General features: G+C 68.8%; 13 protein-coding genes. 6 read left to right on the top strand and 7 right to left on the bottom strand.

Annotated elements, in window-relative coordinates; translation table 11 throughout:
• Positions 1-22: 22 nt before the first annotated feature.
• A complete protein-coding gene (locus OG203_RS22935) occupies positions 23-1,543 on the bottom strand; it encodes an alpha/beta fold hydrolase (protein WP_405167647.1) in 1,521 nt (506 codons plus the stop codon).
• A gap of 67 nt (positions 1,544-1,610) precedes the next feature.
• Positions 1,611-2,798, bottom strand: a complete 1,188-nt coding sequence (locus tag OG203_RS22930; RefSeq protein WP_405167646.1) for a serine hydrolase domain-containing protein — start codon at positions 2,796-2,798, stop codon at positions 1,611-1,613.
• A 449-nt stretch (positions 2,799-3,247) separates the two neighbouring features.
• Here OG203_RS22930 and OG203_RS22925 point away from each other — a divergent pair, with 449 nt between their 5' ends.
• Positions 3,248-6,304, top strand: coding sequence for an AfsR/SARP family transcriptional regulator (locus OG203_RS22925; protein WP_405167645.1), 3,057 nt, complete (start codon positions 3,248-3,250; stop codon positions 6,302-6,304).
• A 52-nt stretch (positions 6,305-6,356) separates the two neighbouring features.
• Here the strand turns inward: OG203_RS22925 and OG203_RS22920 are convergent, their stop codons facing one another.
• Positions 6,357-6,848: an inorganic diphosphatase gene (locus tag OG203_RS22920; RefSeq protein WP_405167644.1), complete on the bottom strand. Its 492-nt coding sequence runs from the start codon at positions 6,846-6,848 to the stop codon at positions 6,357-6,359.
• Between the two features lie 173 nt (positions 6,849-7,021).
• On the opposite strand from OG203_RS22920, the gene dacB reads away from it, so the two are divergent.
• From dacB to hpt, 4 genes are all read left to right on the top strand, one after another.
• Positions 7,022-8,461 carry a D-alanyl-D-alanine carboxypeptidase/D-alanyl-D-alanine-endopeptidase gene (gene dacB, locus OG203_RS22915; RefSeq protein WP_405167964.1) on the top strand — a complete coding sequence of 480 codons (1,440 nt, stop codon included), beginning with the start codon at positions 7,022-7,024 and terminating at the stop codon, positions 8,459-8,461.
• A gap of 13 nt (positions 8,462-8,474) precedes the next feature.
• Positions 8,475-9,608 carry a zinc-dependent metalloprotease gene (locus tag OG203_RS22910; protein ID WP_405167643.1) on the top strand — a complete coding sequence of 378 codons (1,134 nt, stop codon included), beginning with the start codon at positions 8,475-8,477 and terminating at the stop codon, positions 9,606-9,608.
• A 144-nt stretch (positions 9,609-9,752) separates the two neighbouring features.
• Positions 9,753-10,754, top strand: a complete 1,002-nt coding sequence (gene tilS / locus OG203_RS22905; RefSeq protein ID WP_405167642.1) for a tRNA lysidine(34) synthetase TilS — start codon at positions 9,753-9,755, stop codon at positions 10,752-10,754.
• 51 nt (positions 10,755-10,805) lie between these two features.
• Positions 10,806-11,357, top strand: coding sequence for a hypoxanthine phosphoribosyltransferase (gene hpt, locus OG203_RS22900; RefSeq protein ID WP_405167641.1), 552 nt, complete (start codon positions 10,806-10,808; stop codon positions 11,355-11,357).
• Positions 11,358-11,367: 10 nt separating this feature from the next.
• On the opposite strand, the gene OG203_RS22895 is transcribed toward hpt, so the two are convergent.
• Genes OG203_RS22895 through OG203_RS22885 form a run of 3 tightly spaced genes read right to left on the bottom strand, consistent with a single transcriptional unit; the run spans position 11,368 to position 17,197 of the window.
• Positions 11,368-12,087, bottom strand: coding sequence for a cyclase family protein (locus tag OG203_RS22895; protein ID WP_405167640.1), 720 nt, complete (start codon positions 12,085-12,087; stop codon positions 11,368-11,370).
• Positions 12,084-14,648, bottom strand: coding sequence for a serine/threonine-protein kinase (locus OG203_RS22890; protein WP_405167639.1), 2,565 nt, complete (start codon positions 14,646-14,648; stop codon positions 12,084-12,086). Before OG203_RS22890 ends, OG203_RS22895 begins: the two co-directional genes overlap by 4 nt.
• Positions 14,645-17,197 (bottom strand): serine/threonine-protein kinase, encoded by a 2,553-nt coding sequence (locus OG203_RS22885; protein WP_405167638.1) that lies wholly within the window; start codon positions 17,195-17,197, stop codon positions 14,645-14,647. The genes OG203_RS22890 and OG203_RS22885 overlap by 4 nt, the downstream gene beginning before the upstream one ends.
• Positions 17,198-17,377: 180 nt before the next feature.
• Between OG203_RS22885 and OG203_RS22880 the strand changes: the two genes are divergently transcribed.
• Positions 17,378-18,934: an amidase family protein gene (locus OG203_RS22880; protein WP_405167637.1), complete on the top strand. Its 1,557-nt coding sequence runs from the start codon at positions 17,378-17,380 to the stop codon at positions 18,932-18,934.
• Here the strand turns inward: OG203_RS22880 and OG203_RS22875 are convergent, their stop codons facing one another.
• On the bottom strand, positions 18,935-19,828 hold the full coding sequence (locus tag OG203_RS22875) for a LysR family transcriptional regulator (RefSeq protein ID WP_405167636.1): 894 nt from the start codon (positions 19,826-19,828) through the stop codon (positions 18,935-18,937).
• Positions 19,829-20,119: the final 291 nt, after the last annotated feature.

Here is a 20,119-nt window from a genome sequence, read left to right as displayed (position 1 = left end):
TCAGGGCGTTACGCGTTCAGGGTCAGTCCTTGTCGCAGGTGACGTCGGCGGCGGGCAGGGTGCCGTCGCGGAAGTAGGTGTTCACCGCCGAGTAGGTGCACGCGTTCTGGTAGCGCCCGAAGATCCAGTGGATCGGCACATCTCGCAGGGTGACCATGCGGGAGGCGCTCAGGTCGTTGTGCATCGCGACCGCACCCGCGTAGGCGGTCCTGGTGTCACCGGTGGACTGCACGATCAGGCTCGGCACCGAATTGCGCACTGCCGTAGCCGGTTCGGCGGGTGGAGCCCAGAACGCACACGGCGTGATGTTGTTGGTGAACGGGCCGAACACCGGTTGCGTCGGCCTGGCCGCCTCAATGTTGCGCAGATAGAATCCCGGATCCCGCGGCGCGGCGACGTCGCCGCACAGGATGGCCATTTGGGACGAATTGTCTTCCGGCCGTGCCCGCAACGCGAACCCGAGGGTGGTGTCCAGCTTCTCGTCGAGCTGGACGGGCTTGCCGTCGGCGGCATCGGCGATGGTGCGGATCTGACCGGCCAGCATCTCGTACTGGTCGGGGCTGTCCAGCCCGACGAACAACACCAGCGGCAGCCAGTGATCGTCGATCGTGTACTCGCCCAGCCGGATCGGCTTGTCCGCCGACCGCCGGATCAGCTCCTGCACGGCGCCGCGGACCTGGGCCCGGCTGGTGCCGAAGTGATACTCGCCGTCGCGCGCCGCGACCCAATCCGCCCACAGGTCGAGTGCGGCCTCGTTGGCCGGACCCATCGCCTGCATCATGCCGACCGTCCCGTAGTTGTCCGGATCGGCCGCGCTGTCCAGCACGATTCGGTCGCTGCGCTCGGGGAACATCTGGGTGAACACCGCGCCGAGGTAGGTGCCGTACGAGGTGCCGTAGTAGCTGATCCGGTCGACGCCGAAGATACCGCGGATCACGTCCATGTCCCGCGCGGTGTTGCGGGTGGTGATGTAGGGCAGTCGGGCCGCTTCCGTCGCCGCACAGCGCGCGGCCAGATCCGCTTGCGTCGCCACCGATTCCGCGAAGCTCGCCGCGTCGACCCCCGCCGACTGCAGCCCGATACCGATCGGCCAATGGCACCGCACCGGGGAAGACCGCCCGACGCCGCGCGGATCCATGCCGATCAGGTCGTAGCGAGCACGCACATCGGGGGTCATCGCCTTGCCGACGTCCACCATGAAGTCCAGGCCCGCGCCGCCGGGCCCGCCGGAGTTGGACAGCATGACGCCGTGCTTCTGCGCCGGATCGGTGGCCGCGATCCGCGAGATCGCCACCGTGAGGGTAGGGCCCTGCGGCTCAGCGTAATTGAGCGGCACGGTGACGTCGGCGCACTGCGCCTTCGCCTCGTCCAACCTGGTATCGCCGCAGGCCTTCCAGTCGAGCCGCTGGCTGTAAAAGCGGTCCGGCGCGGGGGTTTCCGGCTGTGCCTCGGCCTCGGGTCCGGCGCAGCCGATCAGACCGGCACAGGCAACCAGGCCGGTGACGGCGGCCAAGACGGCTGTCAGGCCCTTTGTGCGTTTCACTGATGCTCCTCGGAAGTCGTTCGGCCGCAACCGGTATCGGAGCGGCAGAGCTGAATGGTCTGGCCGATCACGAGGCACACAGGGCGGCATCGAGCACGCCTTCGACCGCGTTCGCGGTCTCCTCGGTGGTCGGCAGCTGGTTCACGGTGACGGTCACCGCGGTGCCGTCGGCCGTCACGCCGTTGCGCGTCTCGAAGCCGGGAATGCTGCCGCCGTGGCCCCACACCTGTTTGCCGCACGGCGTGGTCCGGTGGATGAGGGCGAGTCCGTACTCGGCGCCGGGCATGCGGTCGAACGGCACCGTGCGCTGCATCTCGGCCAATTGTGCTTGCGGCAACAGCTTTCCGGCGAGCAGCGCGATGAAGAACCGGTTGAGGTCGGTCGCGGTGGCGACCATATCGCCCGCAGTGCCGCCCCAGGACGGGTCGAGGTCGGTGAAATCGACTTGCTTGCCGCCCACTACGTGATAGCCCTCGGCGTGCGAGCCACGGATGGTCGTCTCTCGGGCGGCGGGCACGTAGGTGTCGCGCAGGCCGAGCGGTTCGATGATCCGCCGGGTGATCTCGTCGGCGGCCGGATGGCCGGTCACCCGCTCGATCAGCAGACCAGCCACCAGGTAGTTGGTGTTGGTGTAGACCGCTTTCGCGCCGGGTTCGAAGTTCGGCGGCGCCGTCATCGCGATGCGGACCAGCTCGGCCATCTCGAAGTGCTGCCACCGGAGGGCCTCGTCGTCCGGGTTCAGCTGTTCGGAACGGTCTCGCTTGATGCCCTCGCTCGAGCCGTGGCCGAGGTAGTCCGGAATGCCGCTGGTGTGCTGCAGGATCTGGCGCACCGTGATCCGGTTGCCGTCGTTGCCATTGCCCTGCACCACGCCGGGCAGGTAGCGCTCGATCGGCGCGTCCAGCTCGACCTTGCCCTCCGCGACCAGCTGCAGAACCACCGTCGAGACGAATGTCTTTGTGTTGCTGCCGATTCGGACGCGCGCGTCATCCGGGAACGGTGCGCGGGTGTTCAGGTCGCCGACGCCAGCGGTGAAGGTGTGATGCCCGCCGGGTCCGTCGATCACCACCTGCACGCCCGGAAATCCGCTGCGCACCACGGTATCCATCGCGGCGGCGACGGCGGGTGGCGTCTTCGCCGAATCGTCCTGCTTACCCACCGACGTCGCACCGCTACACGCCGACGCGGCGAGCGCCGCGCCGACCACAACGGCCGAAAGTACGGCCTTACCGGAGTTGCGCCGAAATGGGTTCATGAGCAGTGATTTCCTCCTGTTGGAGCCGGAAGGCATTGGTGCGTCCCCGACGTTTTCGAGCCTAGGAATCAGCGGGCCGCGCGCCCATGCCACGCGCACCCGAATGCCGGGTATCGCCAGCTGGGGTCGCCTGGTCGTGCTAGCACCACCATCCGGCGGCACTTCGCCGAGATCCGGTGGCTACCACGGGGAGTGCGTGCGAATGTGAGGTGGCCGGAATCTGTACATCCGCTACCGATCCGACCTGCCGAAACGCGATCCGGGGCGCATATCAGCCCCGGATCAGTTGTTCGTCAGGAAAAACTCATGAAAGCATTGGTTGGATGTCTGAACGATGACGCCAGATCCACAGTGGCTCATCGGTGACTTCACTACCGCACGGTTGCCGAAGACGTCGGACGATTGTCTACGTTCAAAGGTGAACGTTCGACGGTCAGAGAGAGGACCGAATGCTGAAGTTCGCTGTACTCGGCGAGGTGCGTGCGTGGCGCGATGAGCTGGAGCTCGATCTTGGCTCCAAACAGCGCCGAGCCTTGCTGGCGGCGTTGTTGCTGCGCAGCGGACGTTCGGCGACGGTGCCGGAACTCATCGACGGCGTCTGGGGCGAGCATCCGACGCCGAGCGCGATCGGCGCGCTGCGCAACCACATCCTGCACCTGCGCCGGGCACTGGAGCCGGAGCGCGCGCCAGGCACGCCCGCCACGGTGCTCGTCGGCTTCGGCGGCGGTTACGCGCTGCGGCTTGCCCCCGGTGCGGTCGACGTGGAGATGGTCGAGGACATGTTGCTCGAGGTCCATCCGGACCGGGTCGGCACCGAGCCGTCGCACGCGGTCGAGCTGGTCCGCGAACGGCTCGACGCCGCGCTGCGGCTGTGGTCGGGCACGCCGCTGGCCGGGCTGCCCGGTCCCTTCGCGGATCGGCAGCGCACCCAGCTGATCGAACGGCGGGTCGCGCTGCTGGAACAGCGCATCGAGCTCGATCTGCGCCTCGGGCGCTATCCGGAGGTGATCGCCGAGCTGACGCCGCTGTGCGGCGAGCACCCGATGCGCGAGCAGATCCGCGGCCTGCTGATGACCGCGCTGTACCACGCAGGCAGGCAGGCCGAGGCGCTCGCGGTGTACGCCGACACCCGCAAGGTGCTCATCGAACGGCTCGGCATCGAACCTGGCCAGCAGCTCGCCGAACTGCACCAGCGCATCCTGCGGGCGGATCTGCGTGCGCCACAACGCGATACCGATAACGCGGCGGTCATCGTGCGACCGCCGCGCCGCATGGTAGGCCGGGTCGCCCAGCTGCCCGCCGATGTCGTCGACTTCACCGGCCGCACCGACACGATCCGCAAGATCAGCGAATGGCTCACCCGCGCAGACGGTTTCGCGGTGCCGGTGTGCGTGATCGGCGGCATGGGCGGGATCGGCAAGAGCGCGCTCGCGGTGCACGTCGGCCATCGCGTGCGCGACCAATTCCCCGACGGTCAGCTGCATGTCGATCTGCACGGCTTCGCGCAGGCCCGCGGCCCGGCCGGGCGGTCGGGCACCCCGGCCGCGGACACACTCGGCGATTTCCTGCGCGCGCTCGGCATTCCGGAGGGGGAGATCGCGCCGACGCTCGCCGAGCGCTCGGCCCAGTTCCGCAGCTTCCTCGACGGCAAGCGGGTGCTCATCGTGCTGGACAACGCGCGCGATATCGACCAGGTCGCCGCGCTGATCCCCGGCACGCCCGGCTCGGCGGTGTTGATCACCAGCCGCTCATCGATGCCCGAATTGCCGTGCGTTGTCGGCGTTCTCGGGGTGCGGCTCGATGTGCTCGCCCGCGGCGAGGCGCGCACGCTGCTCGCCGGGATCGCGGGTTTGCGGCGGGTCGCCGCCGAGCCCGCCGCGGTGGACAGCGTGCTCGCCGCGTGCGGCGGGCTACCGCTGGCCGTCCGGATCGTCGGTGCGCGATTGGCGGCCAGGCCGAGCTGGACCATCAGCAGCCTCGCCGAGCGGCTGGCGGACGAGAAACAGCGGCTCGGCACCCTGCGCAGCGGCGACCTCGCGGTCGAGGCGGCGTTCCGGCTCAGCTACGACCAGCTCGATTGCGCTCAGGCCAGGGCCTTTCGGACGTTGGCCATACCGGAGGTCGCGGAGATCTCGCTGGACGGCGCGGCCGCGATCCTCGGCTCGGATCGGATGCTCGTCGAGGAACTCTGTGAGTCCCTTGTCGATCTGAACCTGATGGAGACCAGCGCGTCCGGGCGCTACACCTATCACGACCTACCGCGCTTGTTCGCGCGCGAACTGCACCTCGGCCCCGATGTCACCGAACCGGTGTCCGGTGCGCTGGTCCGCCTGCTCGACTTCTCGCTGGCCACCATGAAAAGCCTGATGGTGGTGTGCAATCCGGGCTCGCGACTACCCGAACATCTGGCGCCGACCTCGGCCGCCGGACTGTCCTTCCCGGACAGCATCGCCGCGCAGTACTGGTTGGATATCGAGCGACCGAACCTGATCTCACTCTATGAGCAGGTCGCGCGGGTCGGTGGTCCCTCGCTCGCGCTCGCCGCCGATATCGCTTGGGCCACCGCGGAATTGATCGACGGCGGCCCGCACTGTCAGGAGCTGTCGCGGTCGCTGAACAAACTGCTCGACGCGGCGTTGCGGGCAGGCGACCGACGCGTCGAATGCCGGATCAGGGTGACGCTTGGCACCATCTACAGCTACTCGCTCGGCACACTGCGCGAAGGCCGCGATCACGTGCGCATCGCGCTGTCCCTGCCACCGACCTCGGCCAGTGATGTGCGGCTCACCGCGTTCGCCGGGCAGCTGCTCGCCTCCTCGACCAGGATGGGCACCGAGACGGCCGCCTCGATCGCGCACGCCGAACGCGCGATCCGGCTGGCGCGCCGCGTCGAGGATCCCGCGGTCGAATGCGCCAGCCTGGTGCACATGGCCAAAACCCTGTCCGACGCGGGGCGATACGCCGACGCCCAGGAGCGGGCGACCGAGGCGAAGACCCTGGCCGCCAAGGTCGGCAATGCCGCGCTTGAGGCGATGGCGACCCACGAGCTCGGCGCGAGTCGCGGTTATCAGGGCGACCACGCGCACGCGGTCGAGCTGTGCCGCGAGTCGGTCCAGCTGGCTCGGCTCAGCGGGGTGGAACTGCGGGAAGGCTGGGCGCTGGCCCGGCTGGCGCACGTGCACATGATGGCAGGGGATCTGGTGGCGGCCGAGCCGATCGCCGATGCGGCCATCCGGATGCTCAACCGCGCGATCGGGCCGCTGTCGCGGGCCCGCGTGCTGGTGATGCACGGGCTCATCCTGCAGGCGGTCGGCCGGACCCATCAGGCGTATTGCGTATACCGTTCGGCGGCAGAGGCTTTCGCGCTGATGGAGGACGCGCACTTCGCCCACGAACGGCTCAACAGCGAGGTGGAGGCGCCGATCCTCGCGCTGCTGCGTGAGCACCTCGACCAGGTGATCGCCGAACGCAAGCAGCGGCGTGACCGCGACAACGGCCCGGAGTAGACACGAAAAGCGGGAAGCCCGAAGGACTTCCCGCTTTTCGCCCGCGGCCGGTTCAGTGGCCGCCGTTGTCCTTCAGCCGCTGGATCGAGGCCTCGACCTCGGCCTCGGCGTCGGCGCGGCCGACCCACTCCGAGCCCTTGACGAACTTGCCAGGCTCGAGATCCTTGTAGCGCTCGAAGAAGTGCTTGATCGCGGCCAGCTCGAACTCGGGGACATCCTTCAGGTCCTGGATGTGCTCCCAGCGCGGGTCGCCCGCTGGCACGCACAGCACCTTGTCGTCGCCGCCCGCCTCGTCGACCATCTTGTACATCGCCACCGGGCGCACCTCGATGAGGCAGCCGGGGAACACCGACTCGGGCAGCAGGACCAGCGCGTCGAGCGGGTCACCGTCCTCGCCGAGGGTGTTCTCGATGTAGCCGTAGTCGGCGGGGTAGACCATGGACGTGTAGAGGTGCCGATCGAGCCGGACCCGTCCGGTCTCGTGATCGACCTCGTACTTGTTCCGAGAGCCCTTGGGGATCTCGATGGTGACGTCGAACTCCACGCCATCTCCTTCGGTGCATCTATGAGCATGAGCAGTCACGACTGCCGACTCGCCAGGTTGTTCGGGGGAACGGTTGCGCAACGAGGATAGTGTGGTCGGCGGGGACATGGGTGCGGCAGGCGGCTGCTGCGGAAATCAGTCGAGGAGAGCTGCGGGCTGTGGTTGGTAAGAACATCGGTGGCTTGGCTGCCCGGCGGCGCCGCAATATCTGGATCGGACTCGGTGTCACGCTCGCCGTGGTGCTCGCGGCCGGCGGTGGCGTGCTGCTCACGATCAAGCCGTGGACCGACGAATTCCGGCACGGCGGGCTGAGTACGGCCGCGCCGCCCGCGCCGGTCCGTCCGTACCCACAGGTCGTTCCGGCGCCGTCGAACGCGCCGGCGCCGAGCCCGGCCGGTGTTGCCGCCGCGCTCGCTCCGGTCATCGGCAATCCCGACCTCGGGGCGTTCGCGGGGGTGGTCACCGACGCCGACAGCGCGACGGTGCTGTGGAGCGGTGATCCGACCAGGCCGATGATTCCGTCGTCGACCGCGAAGATCCTGACCACGGCCGCCGCGCTGCTCACGCTGCCGGACGACCACCGGCTGATCACCAAGGTGGTCGCTGGCGCGGCGCCGAACGAGCTGGTGCTGGTCGGCGGCGGCGATCCGACGCTCACCGCCGAACCGGAGGGCAAGGGGTACTACCCGGACTCCGCGCGGGTGTCCGATCTGGTCACCCAGATCAAGAACTCGGGCCGGGCCGTCGACACGATCGTGGTCGACACCTCGGCCTACACCGGGGCGAGCATGGCCAAGGGCTGGGACCCGGTCGACATCCATGACGGCTCGATCGCGCCGATGGAATCGGTGATGATCGACGGCGGCAGGCTGCAACCGCAGGTCGAGTACTCACCGCGCACCCCGACCCCGGCGCTCGACGCCGGACGCAGGCTGGCCACCGAGCTCGGCCTCGACCCGGCCCGCGTGCGCGGCGGCGTCGCGACGCCAGGTGCCGCCGAGGTGGCGAGCGTGCAGTCGGCGCCGCTGCGCGACCGGCTGCGCGACATGATGGTCTACTCCGACAACATCCTCGCCGAGGCGGTCGGGCGCGAGATCTCCGTCTCGATGGGCGGCGAGGCCTCGTTCAGCGGCGCGGTCACCGCGGTGCGCGCCGCACTCGGCAAGGCGGGCTTCGACCTGGCCGGGCTGGACATGCAGGACAACAGCGGGTTGTCGGTGGACGACCGCGTTCCGGCCAAGCTGCTCGATCGGGTCATCGCGACCGCGGCCAAGCCGAACGCGGCGACGGCGGTGCAACCGGCCGACACCATGGCGCGGCCCGAAAACGACCGGCTCGCATCGACATTGGCGCCGCTGCTGGACGACCTGCCGATCGCGGGCGCGACCGGCTCGTTGACCAGCCGCTATGTCGAGCACAACCGGCAGGGCGCCGGCTTCGTCCGGGCCAAGACCGGAACTCTGTCGGTGTCCAGCGCGTTGGTCGGGTATGTGCTCGACGCCGATGGGCGGGTGCTGACCTTCGCGTTGATGTCGAACGATCGACCGCCGGAGGTGAGCAGGCCCGCCTTGGACGCGATCGCGGGCACGCTACGCAACTGTGGATGCTCGTGACGGGTGGTTGACAATGCACGGAGAAAGTTCCGACCCAGCTGATTCCGGCACGGCCGGTGCGGTCGAGCCCGCCGCCGAGGGTGCGGTCGAGAAGTCCAAGGGCCGCTCGGGGTTCTCCGGTGCCGTCGACTGGAAGCTGGCCGCGAAGACCGGCGCCGCCCTGGTGCCGTCCGGCCCGCGAACCTCGCGCTTCTCGGCCGAACAGGTCGTCGCCGAACTGGCCGCCGCGTCCGAGCGCGCCGAAGGACCGGTCCGGGAAGTGAGCGGGCTGCTCGACGACCAGCCGGTGCCCGCCGCCCGGATCGTCGACCGGCCCGGCTGGATCGAGGCAGCCGCCGATTCGATGGGTCAGCTCACCGGCACCGGCGGGGACACCGGCGAGCGCGGGCTGCTGCAAGGCAAACCGGCTGGGGTGCAGGCGGGCGCGATGCTCGCCTTCCTGTCCACCGCGATCCTCGGCCAGTACGACCCGTTCACCGGGCCGGACGGCACGCTGCTGCTTGTCGCGCCGAACATCGTCGCGGTGGAACGCGCACTCGGCGTCTCACCGAGCGACTTCCGGCTCTGGGTCTGCCTGCACGAGGTGACCCACCGCGTGCAGTTCTCCTCCGCACCCTGGCTGGCCGACTACATGCGCGCCAATGTCGAGGTGCTCGGCGATGTCGGCGACGAACCGCTCAACGAGATGCTGTCCCGACTGGTCGAGGAGGTACGCGACCGCCGCCGCGGCACCGCCCCCGACGACCCGGCCGCCCGCGGCGTGGTCGGACTGCTGCGCGCGACCCAGGCGCCGCCGCAACGCGAGGCGCTCGACCGGTTGCTCATGCTCGGCACGCTGCTCGAAGGTCATGCCGATCACGTGATGGATGCCGTCGGTCCCGCCGTTGTGCCCTCGGTCGAACAGATCAGGTCCGCGTTCGACCAGCGTCGCAAGCGCCCGGCCAATCCGCTGCAACGGATCATGCGCGCGTTGCTTGGTGTGGACGCGAAGGTCGCGCAGTACGTGCGCGGCAAGGCATTCGTGGACGACGTTGTCGGCCGAGTTGGCATGGAACGGTTCAACACCATCTGGACCAACGCCGAAACCCTGCCCCGCACAGACGAAATCGAGCACCCGGAGCGCTGGGTCGCCCGCGTCCTCGGCTAGTCGCAGGTCCGCACCCCGCTGGACGTCCGGTGCGGATCCCGAGTATGCGTGCGGATTCGGTAGCTCGCCTGGGTAAGAGGCCAGTACGTGACTGTGGGAGTTCTGCCGAGCGGGGCGTCGGAGTGGGGTCGGTACGCTCCGGATATGGGTTCGCGTGGGCCGGTGGCTGAGCCGCGCCGGTTGCCGGAGACGGCAGCGGTGCTGGCGGTGCGGCGTGCCGTCCGGGACTGGGTTGGGGCGTATGCACCGGGCGGGGATGTCGCGGTCGCGCTCTCCGGCGGGGCGGATTCGCTTGCCCTTACTGCCGCGGCCGTGGTCGAAGTTGGCGCGGTCGACGCGCTAGTGGTCGACCATCAATTACAGCCGGGCTCCGACGTGGTCGCGGCCGATGCCGCGGCGGCGGCGCTCACGCTTGGGTGCCGGTCGGCCCGGGTCGTCGCGGTGGACGTCGGGGGCGACGGGGGAATGGAGGCGGCCGCGCGGCGGGCTCGGTACGCGGCGTTGGACGAGGCACGCGGTGGGTTGCCGGTATTGCTCGGGCACACCCTCGACGATCAGGCGGAAACCGTATTGCTCGGGTTGGCGCGCGGGTCCGGCGGGCGCTCGATCCAGGGGATGGCCGAGTGGGCCGAGCCGTGGGGTCGACCACTGCTCGGGGTGCGGCGGGCGGTGACGCGGCAGTTGTGTGCGGATGTGGCACTGACGCCGCACGAGGATCCGCACAACGTGGCACCGGAGTTCACCAGGGTTCGATTGCGTACCGAGGTGTTGCCGTTACTGGAAGAAGTGCTCGGCGGTGGCGCCGCCGCGGCGCTCGCGCGCACGGCCGAACAGTTGCGCGAGGACGGCGCGGTGCTCGACGCGCTCGCGGGTGAGCTGCTGCACACCGCGAGTGATGGGGAGACGTTGTCGATCGAGACGCTCGCCACTGCGCCCGCCGCGCTGCGCCGCAGGGCGATCCGGGCCTGGCTGCTCGCCGGCGGGGCGAAAGCGCTGACCGGCAAGCATTTACACGCGGTGGACGAACTGGTCACCGACTGGCGCGGGCAGGGCGGGGTCGCGGTCGGCGGCGGGCGCGCGGGGAGCAGGTTGGTCGCGGCGCGCGAACATGGCAGGCTGACACTGCGTCTGCGCAGCGGCCGATGACACATAATGGGTCGGCCGTCCGGGAGCGAAAACCAGAAGGGAACAGCTGACGTGTACGGGGACGACATCGCGTCTGTTCTGATCACCCAGGAAGAGATCGCCGCCAAGACCAATGAGCTGGCCGAACTCATCGCCAAGCGCTATCCCGCCGACGCCCCCGAGGGCGACCTGCTGCTGGTAGGCGTGCTCAAGGGCGCGATCTTCTTCATGACCGACCTGGCCAAGGCGTTGCCGATCCCGACCCAGATGGAGTTCATGGCCGTCTCGTCGTACGGGTCGTCCACCTCGTCCTCCGGCGTGGTCCGCATCATGAAAGACCTGGACAAGGACATCGCGGGCCGCAATGTGCTGATCGTCGAGGACATCATCGACTCGGGCCTGACGCTGTCCTGGCTCAAGCGCAACCTATCCACGCGCAACCCGGCCTCGCTCGAGGTGGTCACCTTGCTGCGCAAGCCGGACGCGCTACGCACCCACGTCGACGTCGCACACGTCGGCTTCGACATCCCGAACGAATTCGTCGTCGGCTACGGCCTCGACTACGCGGAGCGCTACCGCGACCTGCCCTACATCGGCACCCTGCACCCCAAGGTCTACTCCTAGCCACCGTTCGTCAGCGGTCGGGCAGGATGCCGAAAATCGTTGCCGGCGAACCGGAGCCGCGTCGGTAGAGGGGACTGCCGACCAGGATCCAGGCGCCGGTGGCGGGGATGGCGGCCAGATTGGCCAGACACTCCAGGCTGATCCGGTGCTCGCCGTAGAGCAGCTTGGATACCGCGTAGGTGTGGTCGGTGCCGAGATCGGGGCCGAAGGTATCGATGCCGAGGGCGCCGCGATGGCCGAGCCGTCCGGTGCGCAACAGCCACTCGATCGTCTCGACCGCGAAACCCGGTTGGTGGTCGGCGAATTCGGCGGTGCCGATGAATTCCGGGTTGCCCCACTTGGTGTCCCAGCCCGTCCAGGCGATCACCGCGGCGCCGTTCGGGATGCGCCCGTGCCGTCCCTCCCACTGCTTCAGATCGGCGACGGTGATCGCGTAATCGCGGTCGCGCTCGCACCGCTCGCGGACATCGATCTTCACCGCTGGCAGCAGCAGATCGTCCAGGTCGAGCTGGTCGGCGCCGAGACCGTCGGCGTGGAAGTGAATCGGTGCGCCCCAATGGGTTCCGGTGTGCTCGCCCTGCTGGATGTAGCGCAGGTAGTAGCCGTCGTTGGCGACCGTCGCGACGATGTCGGTGCGGAACTCAGGATCGTCCGGATACAGCGGCGTGGTGGCCGGGTCGTGCACATGCGACAGGCTCACCAGCCGCCCGACCGGGCGCGGCGAGGTCATCGCTTCCGCTGTGGGATGGCCCGCGCGAGCGCGAGCAGATCTGCCTCTAGCCAGCGGAACAACCGGTAGGTAACCACGAAAGCCAGGATGCCACCCACGCTGAGCAAGCGGACCGGAACGATCACCAACTCCAGATCCCCGGCGTCGACGAAGGTCGCGCCCGCCACCCCGAGCAGCGGCACCGACGCCGCGACACCGAGGTAGAAGTTGCCGCGCCGAGCCAGATTTCGCAGCTGGCGCTCGTCGCCGGGGCCGATTCCGCCGCGCACCAACAACTGTGGATACACCGAGCGAACCGCGTAGACCATGATCGGAAAGAACGGATAGGCCAGCGCGATGGCAGCGCAAACCACCTGTGCCGCAAAGAAATGCAGGAACGTCTTCGGTGGTAGATCGACACCGGTGAAGGCCAGGCCGAGCGGCCAGATCACACCGGCGGCGAGCCAGAAGCCGAACGGAACCAACACCGCCCAGTCGCCCATCAGCAAGGTGTCGCGGCGCGCCTTCGCCAGCGTGCGCGCGGAATACTCGCGGCCGCGGGCCAAGCGGAATCCGATGGTCAGCGGCCTGCGGGTGAGGAAGATCAGCAGCAGCGCCGCGACCGGGAAGGCGATCAGATTGTTGATCAGGCCGACGGTGGCGAACTTGTGCTGGTCGGTCTCCGACATTCGATCGATGATCAGCGACTGGTTCAGCTGGATGTTGTACCAACTCGCGAGCACGTTCGGCACACCGACGCACAGTGCGGCGAACGGGATCAGCCAGCCGCGAGCGCGATAGGCCAGGCTGGTCGGCGGCGGGTCGGCCAGGTTGCGCGCGCGGGCGTCGAGGCACAGGTCGAGCTGACCGGCCAGCTCGGAGCCGTTGCGCCAGCGCCGTTTCGGGTCGGCGTGCAGGCAGTCCAGTAGCACTCGGCGCAGGGCCGCCGGTGTGTCCGCGGGCAGTGCCGCCAGTGCGGCAGCGGACACGCCGTCGCGGCGCACGGCAAGCATCCGCGCGTAGGTCTCGGCCGGCGAATCACTTGCCTGCGGTGCGTCATCGAATGGGCTTGCGCCCGTGAGTAGTTCCCACAGCAATACACCGAGGGAGTAGAGGTCACTGCGGGTGCCAGGCGCGGGTGCGGCCGGGTCGAGGAAGCGGGCCAGCTGCTCCGGTGACCGGTACGGCAGCGAATCCTCCACGTACTGAGCCGGATTCATCGCGGCCGGGCGCGGGCCCGACTCACTCAGCGCGAAGTCGGCCAGCTTTGGAATGCCCTCCGCGGTGAACAGCACGTTCGCGGGTTTGATGTCGTGGTGCAGCACACCGTGGTGCTCCGCGTAATCCAGCGCATCGGCCAGCCGCCTGCCCACCCAGGCCACCGTCTCCGGCCAGCTCAGTCCCGCTATCTCGGCCCGAACACTCGAATCCGTCGGCCGTATCTCGCCTTTCGCCTCCATCGCCGCGTCGATGGCGCGCAGCAGCAGCGCGCCACCGCCGGACGCTTGGCCGGTGCGTCGCTGGTCGAGTACGCCGACCGCGGTGCCACCGGGGAGGTACTGCATGTAGACGAGGCGGGGCGCGGCCGCGCCGAGCAGGGGGCGGCCGGTGTCCACTGGTGCGCCGCTGTTCCGTGCGATGTGTGCGCCGGGAAACGTGGCGTCGGTTCGCGTAGGTCGCGGGAAATCAGTGCTGCGGCCGCGCGGGGAGGCGACCGTCGCGTTGTCGGCGTGGGCAAGCGGATTACCGCTGATCGCGGTGGGATCGGTGTCGGGTTGGCTGACGTCGGGGATGGTGGTGTCGTCCGCGCCCCGGCGTTGTGCGCTGTGGAATTCGGGCCGTTTCGGGCGGGTGGACGGGTCGCCGGTGGCGCGGGCGGAATCTTCTGTCTCCCAGCCGAAAGGGTCGTCGAAGCCGAGGTCCTCGGCGGGCCCGGTGCTCAGCAGCCGCTGGTCGAAGACTCGGACGATGTGGGCGTGGTCGAGTTGCGCCATGGTGTGCGGTGCGCTGGCCCGGCCCGCCGAAAGGCGCACGGCGACAAGGCGTTGCATGGATCGTTGCCTGGCCAGGAAGACCCGGCCGAGGAGGCCGGTGCCGAGGTCGGTGATCAGGTCGAAGTCGTCGATGTGCCGACCGGGGGCCAGATCGGCCAGTGCGGCAATGGCTTCGGTCGATTCGGCCGTGCCGAAGTCGGCGGTGCTGTCATCGATGTCGAAGGCGGCGAGGCGTTCTCGCACCTCGTCGGCGAGCTCCGGGTACTCGGTGAGGAATTCGTTGATGGTGAGCGGCGCATGGCGGCGCCGCGCGAGGAATTCCTCGCACAGCAGGTCCGCCAACTCGGGGCTGTGCTCGACCTCCGGAAATTCCTTGCGGTACTCGGCAATCCGCTTGCCGAGATCGGCGGCTCTCGCCCAGCGTTCGCGCAGGTCGATGCGCAGCAGATCGGCAAGCACCGCAAGCCGCACCTGGGTGCCGTCGGGCACGTAGTCCGCGATCCGCGGTGGCGCGAACGGGTCGGCGCGCAGGCTGCGTTGCCACTGCGCGGCGAACCGGGCGACGGCGTCGGCGCGCGCGGAGCTCACGTGCGCGTCTCCAGCGGTCCGCTCTCATCGATGTCAGCCACTGCCACAACGGTATTCGACCCGGTCGATTTGGGCGCGACGACCCGCTCCAGCGCGCGCAGATCGGCTTCCAGCGCGCGGAACAGCAGGTAGGAGCCGATGAACGCGAGGATGCCGCCAGCGCACAGCACCCGGACCGCGAAGATCACCAGCGGAATATCGGACGGCGGCAGGAAGGTCACCCCGGCCACCGCGAGCAACGGCACCGACGCCGCGACCGCCAGATAGCCATTGCAGCGCCGGTCGAGCCCGCGCAACCAGATCGCGTCCTCGGGACTGATATCGCCGTGCCGGAGGAACAGCGGATAGATGCAGCGCACCATGTAGAAGGTCAGCAGGAAGAACGGATACGCCACCGCGATGGCGCCGCACACCACCAATGACGCGAGGAAGTGCACGATCGCCTGCGCCGGCAGGTCGCCGGTCACCAGTTGCAGCGTCAGCGGGAAGGTGATGCCGGACAGCACCCACAGCGAAAACGCCACGGCCACTGCGCGATCGCCGAGCAGCAGTGCGTCGCGTCTGGCATGGCGCAGCGTCTCCGGGTCGTAGCGCCGTCCCTTGCGTAGCCCGCGCGGCACCGTCAGCAGCGACCGGGACATGTACACCACGATCGCGATGCCGGTGGGGAAGAACACCCCGTTCACCACGCCGGTGATGATCACGAAGCTGTGCTGGGCTTCCTCGGTCAGCCTGCTGATGATCAGGTGCTGGTTGTGCTGGATGTTGTACAGCGAGGCAAGCACATTCGGCAGCCCGACCGACAGCAGCGTGACAAGCACCAGCCATGGCCGCAGCCGCAGCCGCCAGCTGTTCGGCGCCGGATCGACGAGCTCGCGTGCCCGCGCGTCCAAGCACAGCTCCAACTGCCTGGCCAGCACCGACCCGTTCGCCCACCGCATCGTGCGCTCCGGCGAAAGGCAACTCAGCAGCACCCGGCGCAGCGCCGCCGGGCAATCGGCCGGAACCTGTTGCAACGCAGCCGCGTCCACTCCGGCGCTGCGCCGCTCCAGCATGGCCTCCAGCGTCGTGTCGTCGCCGGGGTTATCGGCGCCCGCGGTGCTGTCGTCGAACGGTTTCGCCCCGGTGAGCAGTTCCCACAGCACCACCCCGAGCGAGTAGATGTCCGCGCGGGTATCCAGATCCGAGGCGCTGCGGCCGAATCCGGGATGACAGGCCTCGAGCTGCTCCGGCGACATGTACGCCAGCGAGCCGCCGAAGTAGGCCACCGGACTGGTGCCCTCCACATTGCGGCTGAAGCTGATGTTGAAGTCGGCGAGCTTGGGCACCGCCTCGGCGGTCAGCAGCACATTGGCCGGCTTCACGTCGCGGTGCAGCACGCCGTGCGCGGAGGCGTAGTCGAGCGCCTCGGCCAGCCTGCGGCCGAGCCAGGCCACCGTCTCCGGCCAGCTGAGCGCGGCGATCTCGGCGCGCACACTCGAATCCGTCGGCCGGATCTCGCCCTTCTCCTCCATCGCCGCGTCGACCGCGTCGAGCAGCAGTTGACCGCTGCGTTCGGCGGGTGGGGTTGCCCGCACCCAGCGCAGCACGCCGAGCAGTGTGCCGCCGGGCAGGAACTGCATGTAGAGCAGCCGCAGTCGGCGCGCGGGACCGGCGTCGTCGAGCACCCGCTGGTCGAAGACCCGCACGATGTAGTCGTGGTCGAGCTGGGCAAGCGTCTGCGGCTCGGTGCCGTGATCGGTGGAGATCTTCACCGCGACCAGCCGCTGCAGCGAGCGCTGCCTGGCCAGGAAGACGCGCGCGAACGCGCCGCTGCCAAGGCCGGTGAGCAGGTCGAAATCATCGATCCGCTGGCCGATCTCGATGCGGTCGAGCGCGTCGAGGCGGCCAGGCCCGGTGCCGATCGTGGTGGGAATGGCTGTCGCCGTTCCCGTCAGATCAGTTGTGCTCGCTCGGGTCACTTCTGAACCACGAGTCTGCTCGGTGGTTCGGTTCAATTCGTTATCGACGAAGGCGGCTCTGGTTCGGGTGAGCGCGGTCCGTGTTGAATCCTCCAGCGCCGCCCGCCTGGTGCTCTGATCGACATCGTCGGCGTTCAGCAGCGCGCGCAGTTCGGTCGCCTGGTGTGGATATTCGCGCAGACATTCGCGCGGATCCACCCGTTCGCCGCTGTGCCTGCGGATGACGAACTCCTCGTACACCAGACCGGCCGGGATACTTCGTGGTTCGAGTTCGGGAAATTCGGTGCAGTATTCGGCGAGACGTTTTCGGGTCCTCGGCTCCGGCGTGCTGGTCATGGTCCTGCGCACCCAGCGATGCCGCAGGTCGACGCGGATCAGCTCGAGCAGCGCCTCGGTGCGCAGGGTGAGCGCGTCGGGCAGATACTCGGCAATCTCGGGTGGGCGTTCGGCGGATTCGACGGCAGCGTCTTCCCATGCCGCGGCGAAGGCTTCGACGGCGCTCAATTCGGTACGTAGCCGCTGGCCATAACCCGCGTCCGCGTCGAAACCCGCGGCGGAATCGGAACTTCTATCGGAGTTGGCACTCATTCTCGGACCTAGTGGCTCGGCGGACACCGGAGAATCCGCACTGGTCGGTCGGTGGATGTAGCGGAGAAATTCCCGCCACACCCGACGCCATCATCCCCCGAGCAGTATTCGGAATGATAACTTGCGGCTGAAGAGCGATCACCCGAATTCGACAACGATGCGACGGGGGACGACCAGCACATGCAGATCAAGGCCACAGCGGTGGCGGACGCTTCGGCGAAAGCCGAAACCTCCGGCACGGAAACAGCCGCGCAGAAACCGACCAAGCAGTCGGCGGTCGCGCAGGCTACCCACAAACAACAGGCGGTCATCGCGCCTACCCGAGCTGGAGCCGAGGCGAGTGCGCCCGCTCAAGATAGTCCGCTAGGCGCGAACGACCAAATCCTCGCCGACAAGGACATCGCGCGCGGCCCGGCCGCCGTCATCGCGGCCGGTGTCCGCGACGGTTCGCTGACCGCGTCCGAGGTGGTCGAAACCACCCTGGCCCGGATTGTCGCCGAACACCGGAACACCAATGCCTTCAGCGTTATTCGCACCGAGAAGGCCAGGTCCGAGGCGGCCTCGCTCGACCAGCGCGCCGACCTCGACGTGCTGCCGCTGGCCGGGGTGCCGATCGCGATCAAACACAACATCGCGGTGGCGGGCGAGACGATGCGGGTCGGCTCGGCGGCCACCGACGCAAGGCCGGTCGCCGACGATCATTCGGTGGTGCGCAGGCTGCGCGCCGCGGGCGCGGTGATCGTCGGACTCACCACGGTGCCGGAGCTCGGGCTGTGGGGCACCACCGACACCCCGGACCGGATCACCAGCAATCCATGGAATGTCGCGCGCAGCGCGGGCGGCTCGTCCGGCGGTGCGGCCGCGGCGGTCGCCGCCGGGCTTGTCCCGATCGCGCACGGCAACGACGGGCTCGGTTCGATCCGCATTCCCGCGGCCTGCTGCGGTGTGTTCGGCATCAAGCCCGGCCGCTACACGGTGCCGGCCGAGGTCGGCGTCGACGCGTGGTCGGGCATGGTCGAAAACGGTGTGCTCGCAACGACAGTCGGCGACGCGGCGCTCGCGCTGTCGGTGCTTGCCGCCCGACCGGACCTAGCCGAGGTGGAGCCGCCCGGCCGACTACGCATCGGTCTAGCCGTGGCTCCGCCGTATCGCTGCTTTCCCGCCGACCGGCACTGGACCAATGCCGCGCGCACCGCGGCCTCGGTCGCCGCGGCGGCCGGACATCTCGTCGAGCCGACCACGTTGCCCTACGGCGACGCGATGTTGTCGATCTTCTTGCGCTGGTTGGCCGTTGGCTCCAGGGACGCCGCCGCGCTACCCCATCCCGAGCGCCTGCAACCGCGCACCCGCCGCCACCTTGCGCTCGGCCGCCTTGTCCAGCGACTACGCCTGGTTCGCCCGGCCCAGGTCGACCGGGTCGAGGCGCGACTGCTCGAATACTTCGAACGCTACGACGTGGTGATCACTCCCACGCTCGCCTGCCCGCCGCCAAAGGCGCGGGCCTGGCACAGCCGGGGCTGGCTGGCCAATGTGCTTGCCAGCTCGCGGTTTTCCCCCTTCACCCCGCTGTGGAACCTGGTCGGCTGGCCCGCCGCGTCCATCCCGATGGGCATGCACCCCGATGTCGGGACGCCGGTGGCCGCTCAGCTGGCCGGCCCGCCGGGGAGCGAGTCAACCCTGCTGCGGTTGTCCGCGCAACTGGAATCGCTGCACCCCTGGCGGCGCACCATCAACTGATCAGGCGCTGACGGCGGGTTGTGGCTGCTGCACCGAGAACCCGCCGTCCACCGCGCGTCCGGCGAATTCGAGGATCGTCGGTCGCGTGTCGTCGGCCCGCCATGCGACGGCGAGCTCGCACGGCGCGAGACCGGCCACCGGTCGCGCGGTGAGGCCGGGCCAGCGGTACATCGGCACGTTGTTCTCGGCGAGCAGGCAGACGCCGAGGCCGAGGCTCACGGCCTCCAGCTTGTCCTCTGGTGTCGCCGCCTCGGCGCCGATCTTCGGCTGACGGCCGTTGCGCGCGTCGTTGCCGAGCCAGAAGTCGCGCACCGCACCGGCTTCGGTGGGCAGCGCGATGAACGGCTCATCGAGCAGGTCGGTGAAATCGATGCTCTCCCGATCGGCCAGCGGGTGGTTCTCCGGGAGCAGCACCCAGCGCGGCTCGGTGCGCAGTACCTGCCAGCGGTAGCGGTTCGAGTCCGGCAGCGGCAGCCACACCAGCGACAGGTCGGCCTGCCGACCGGACAGACCGCTGGACGGGTCGGTCCACGAGGCCGCGTGCAGGGCGAGCCGGTGCCCGCTGGCGCTTTCCAGGTCGTTGAGCAGTCCGCGGCCGAGCGCGGACTGGATGCCGACGCGCAGCACCTCACCCGCCTCCTGCAGCGAGACGTTGGTGACTTCCCACAGCTCCAGGATCTTGCGAGCGCCCTCGAGGAGCTCTTTGCCTGCCACGGTCAGGGCGACGCTGCGCTGGTTGCGGTCGAACAGGACCACGTCGAGCTGACGTTCCAGCTGCCGGATCTGACGCGACAGGGTGGGTTGAGCGATGTGCAGCCGCTGAGCGGCGTTGGTGAAGTGCAGTTCCTCAGCGACGGCGACGAAATACCGCAGGTCGCGCAAATGCGGGTCCATAGCCCCTTGCTATCAGAATCAGTCCTGAATTTCCAGCCTTATCAGGCCAGAAAGTTCGGATACGGGTACCAAAACATTCGACAGGTTTGTTAGGGACAGCATATTGCTTGTGATGGTGGGGCGCACCATCGCCTCCGCGAATTCTCGGCATGCGGCCGCCGTTTCCGGTGATAGATCACAGTTGGGCGGTTGACCAGCAATGATGATCCCGCGATGACGGCGGGCGGGGTTGGAACTGGCGGTCTGCGCGATTGCTGTTCGTCCGCTAGACACCCCCTTCTGGCCGACCTG

Source organism: Nocardia sp. NBC_01499 (assembly GCF_045040275.1).
Taxonomy (GTDB): Bacteria; Actinomycetota; Actinomycetes; order Mycobacteriales; family Mycobacteriaceae; genus Nocardia.
The sequence above is the reverse complement of the archived record's forward strand: the minus strand, read 5'-3'. Positions and strand labels throughout refer to the sequence as shown.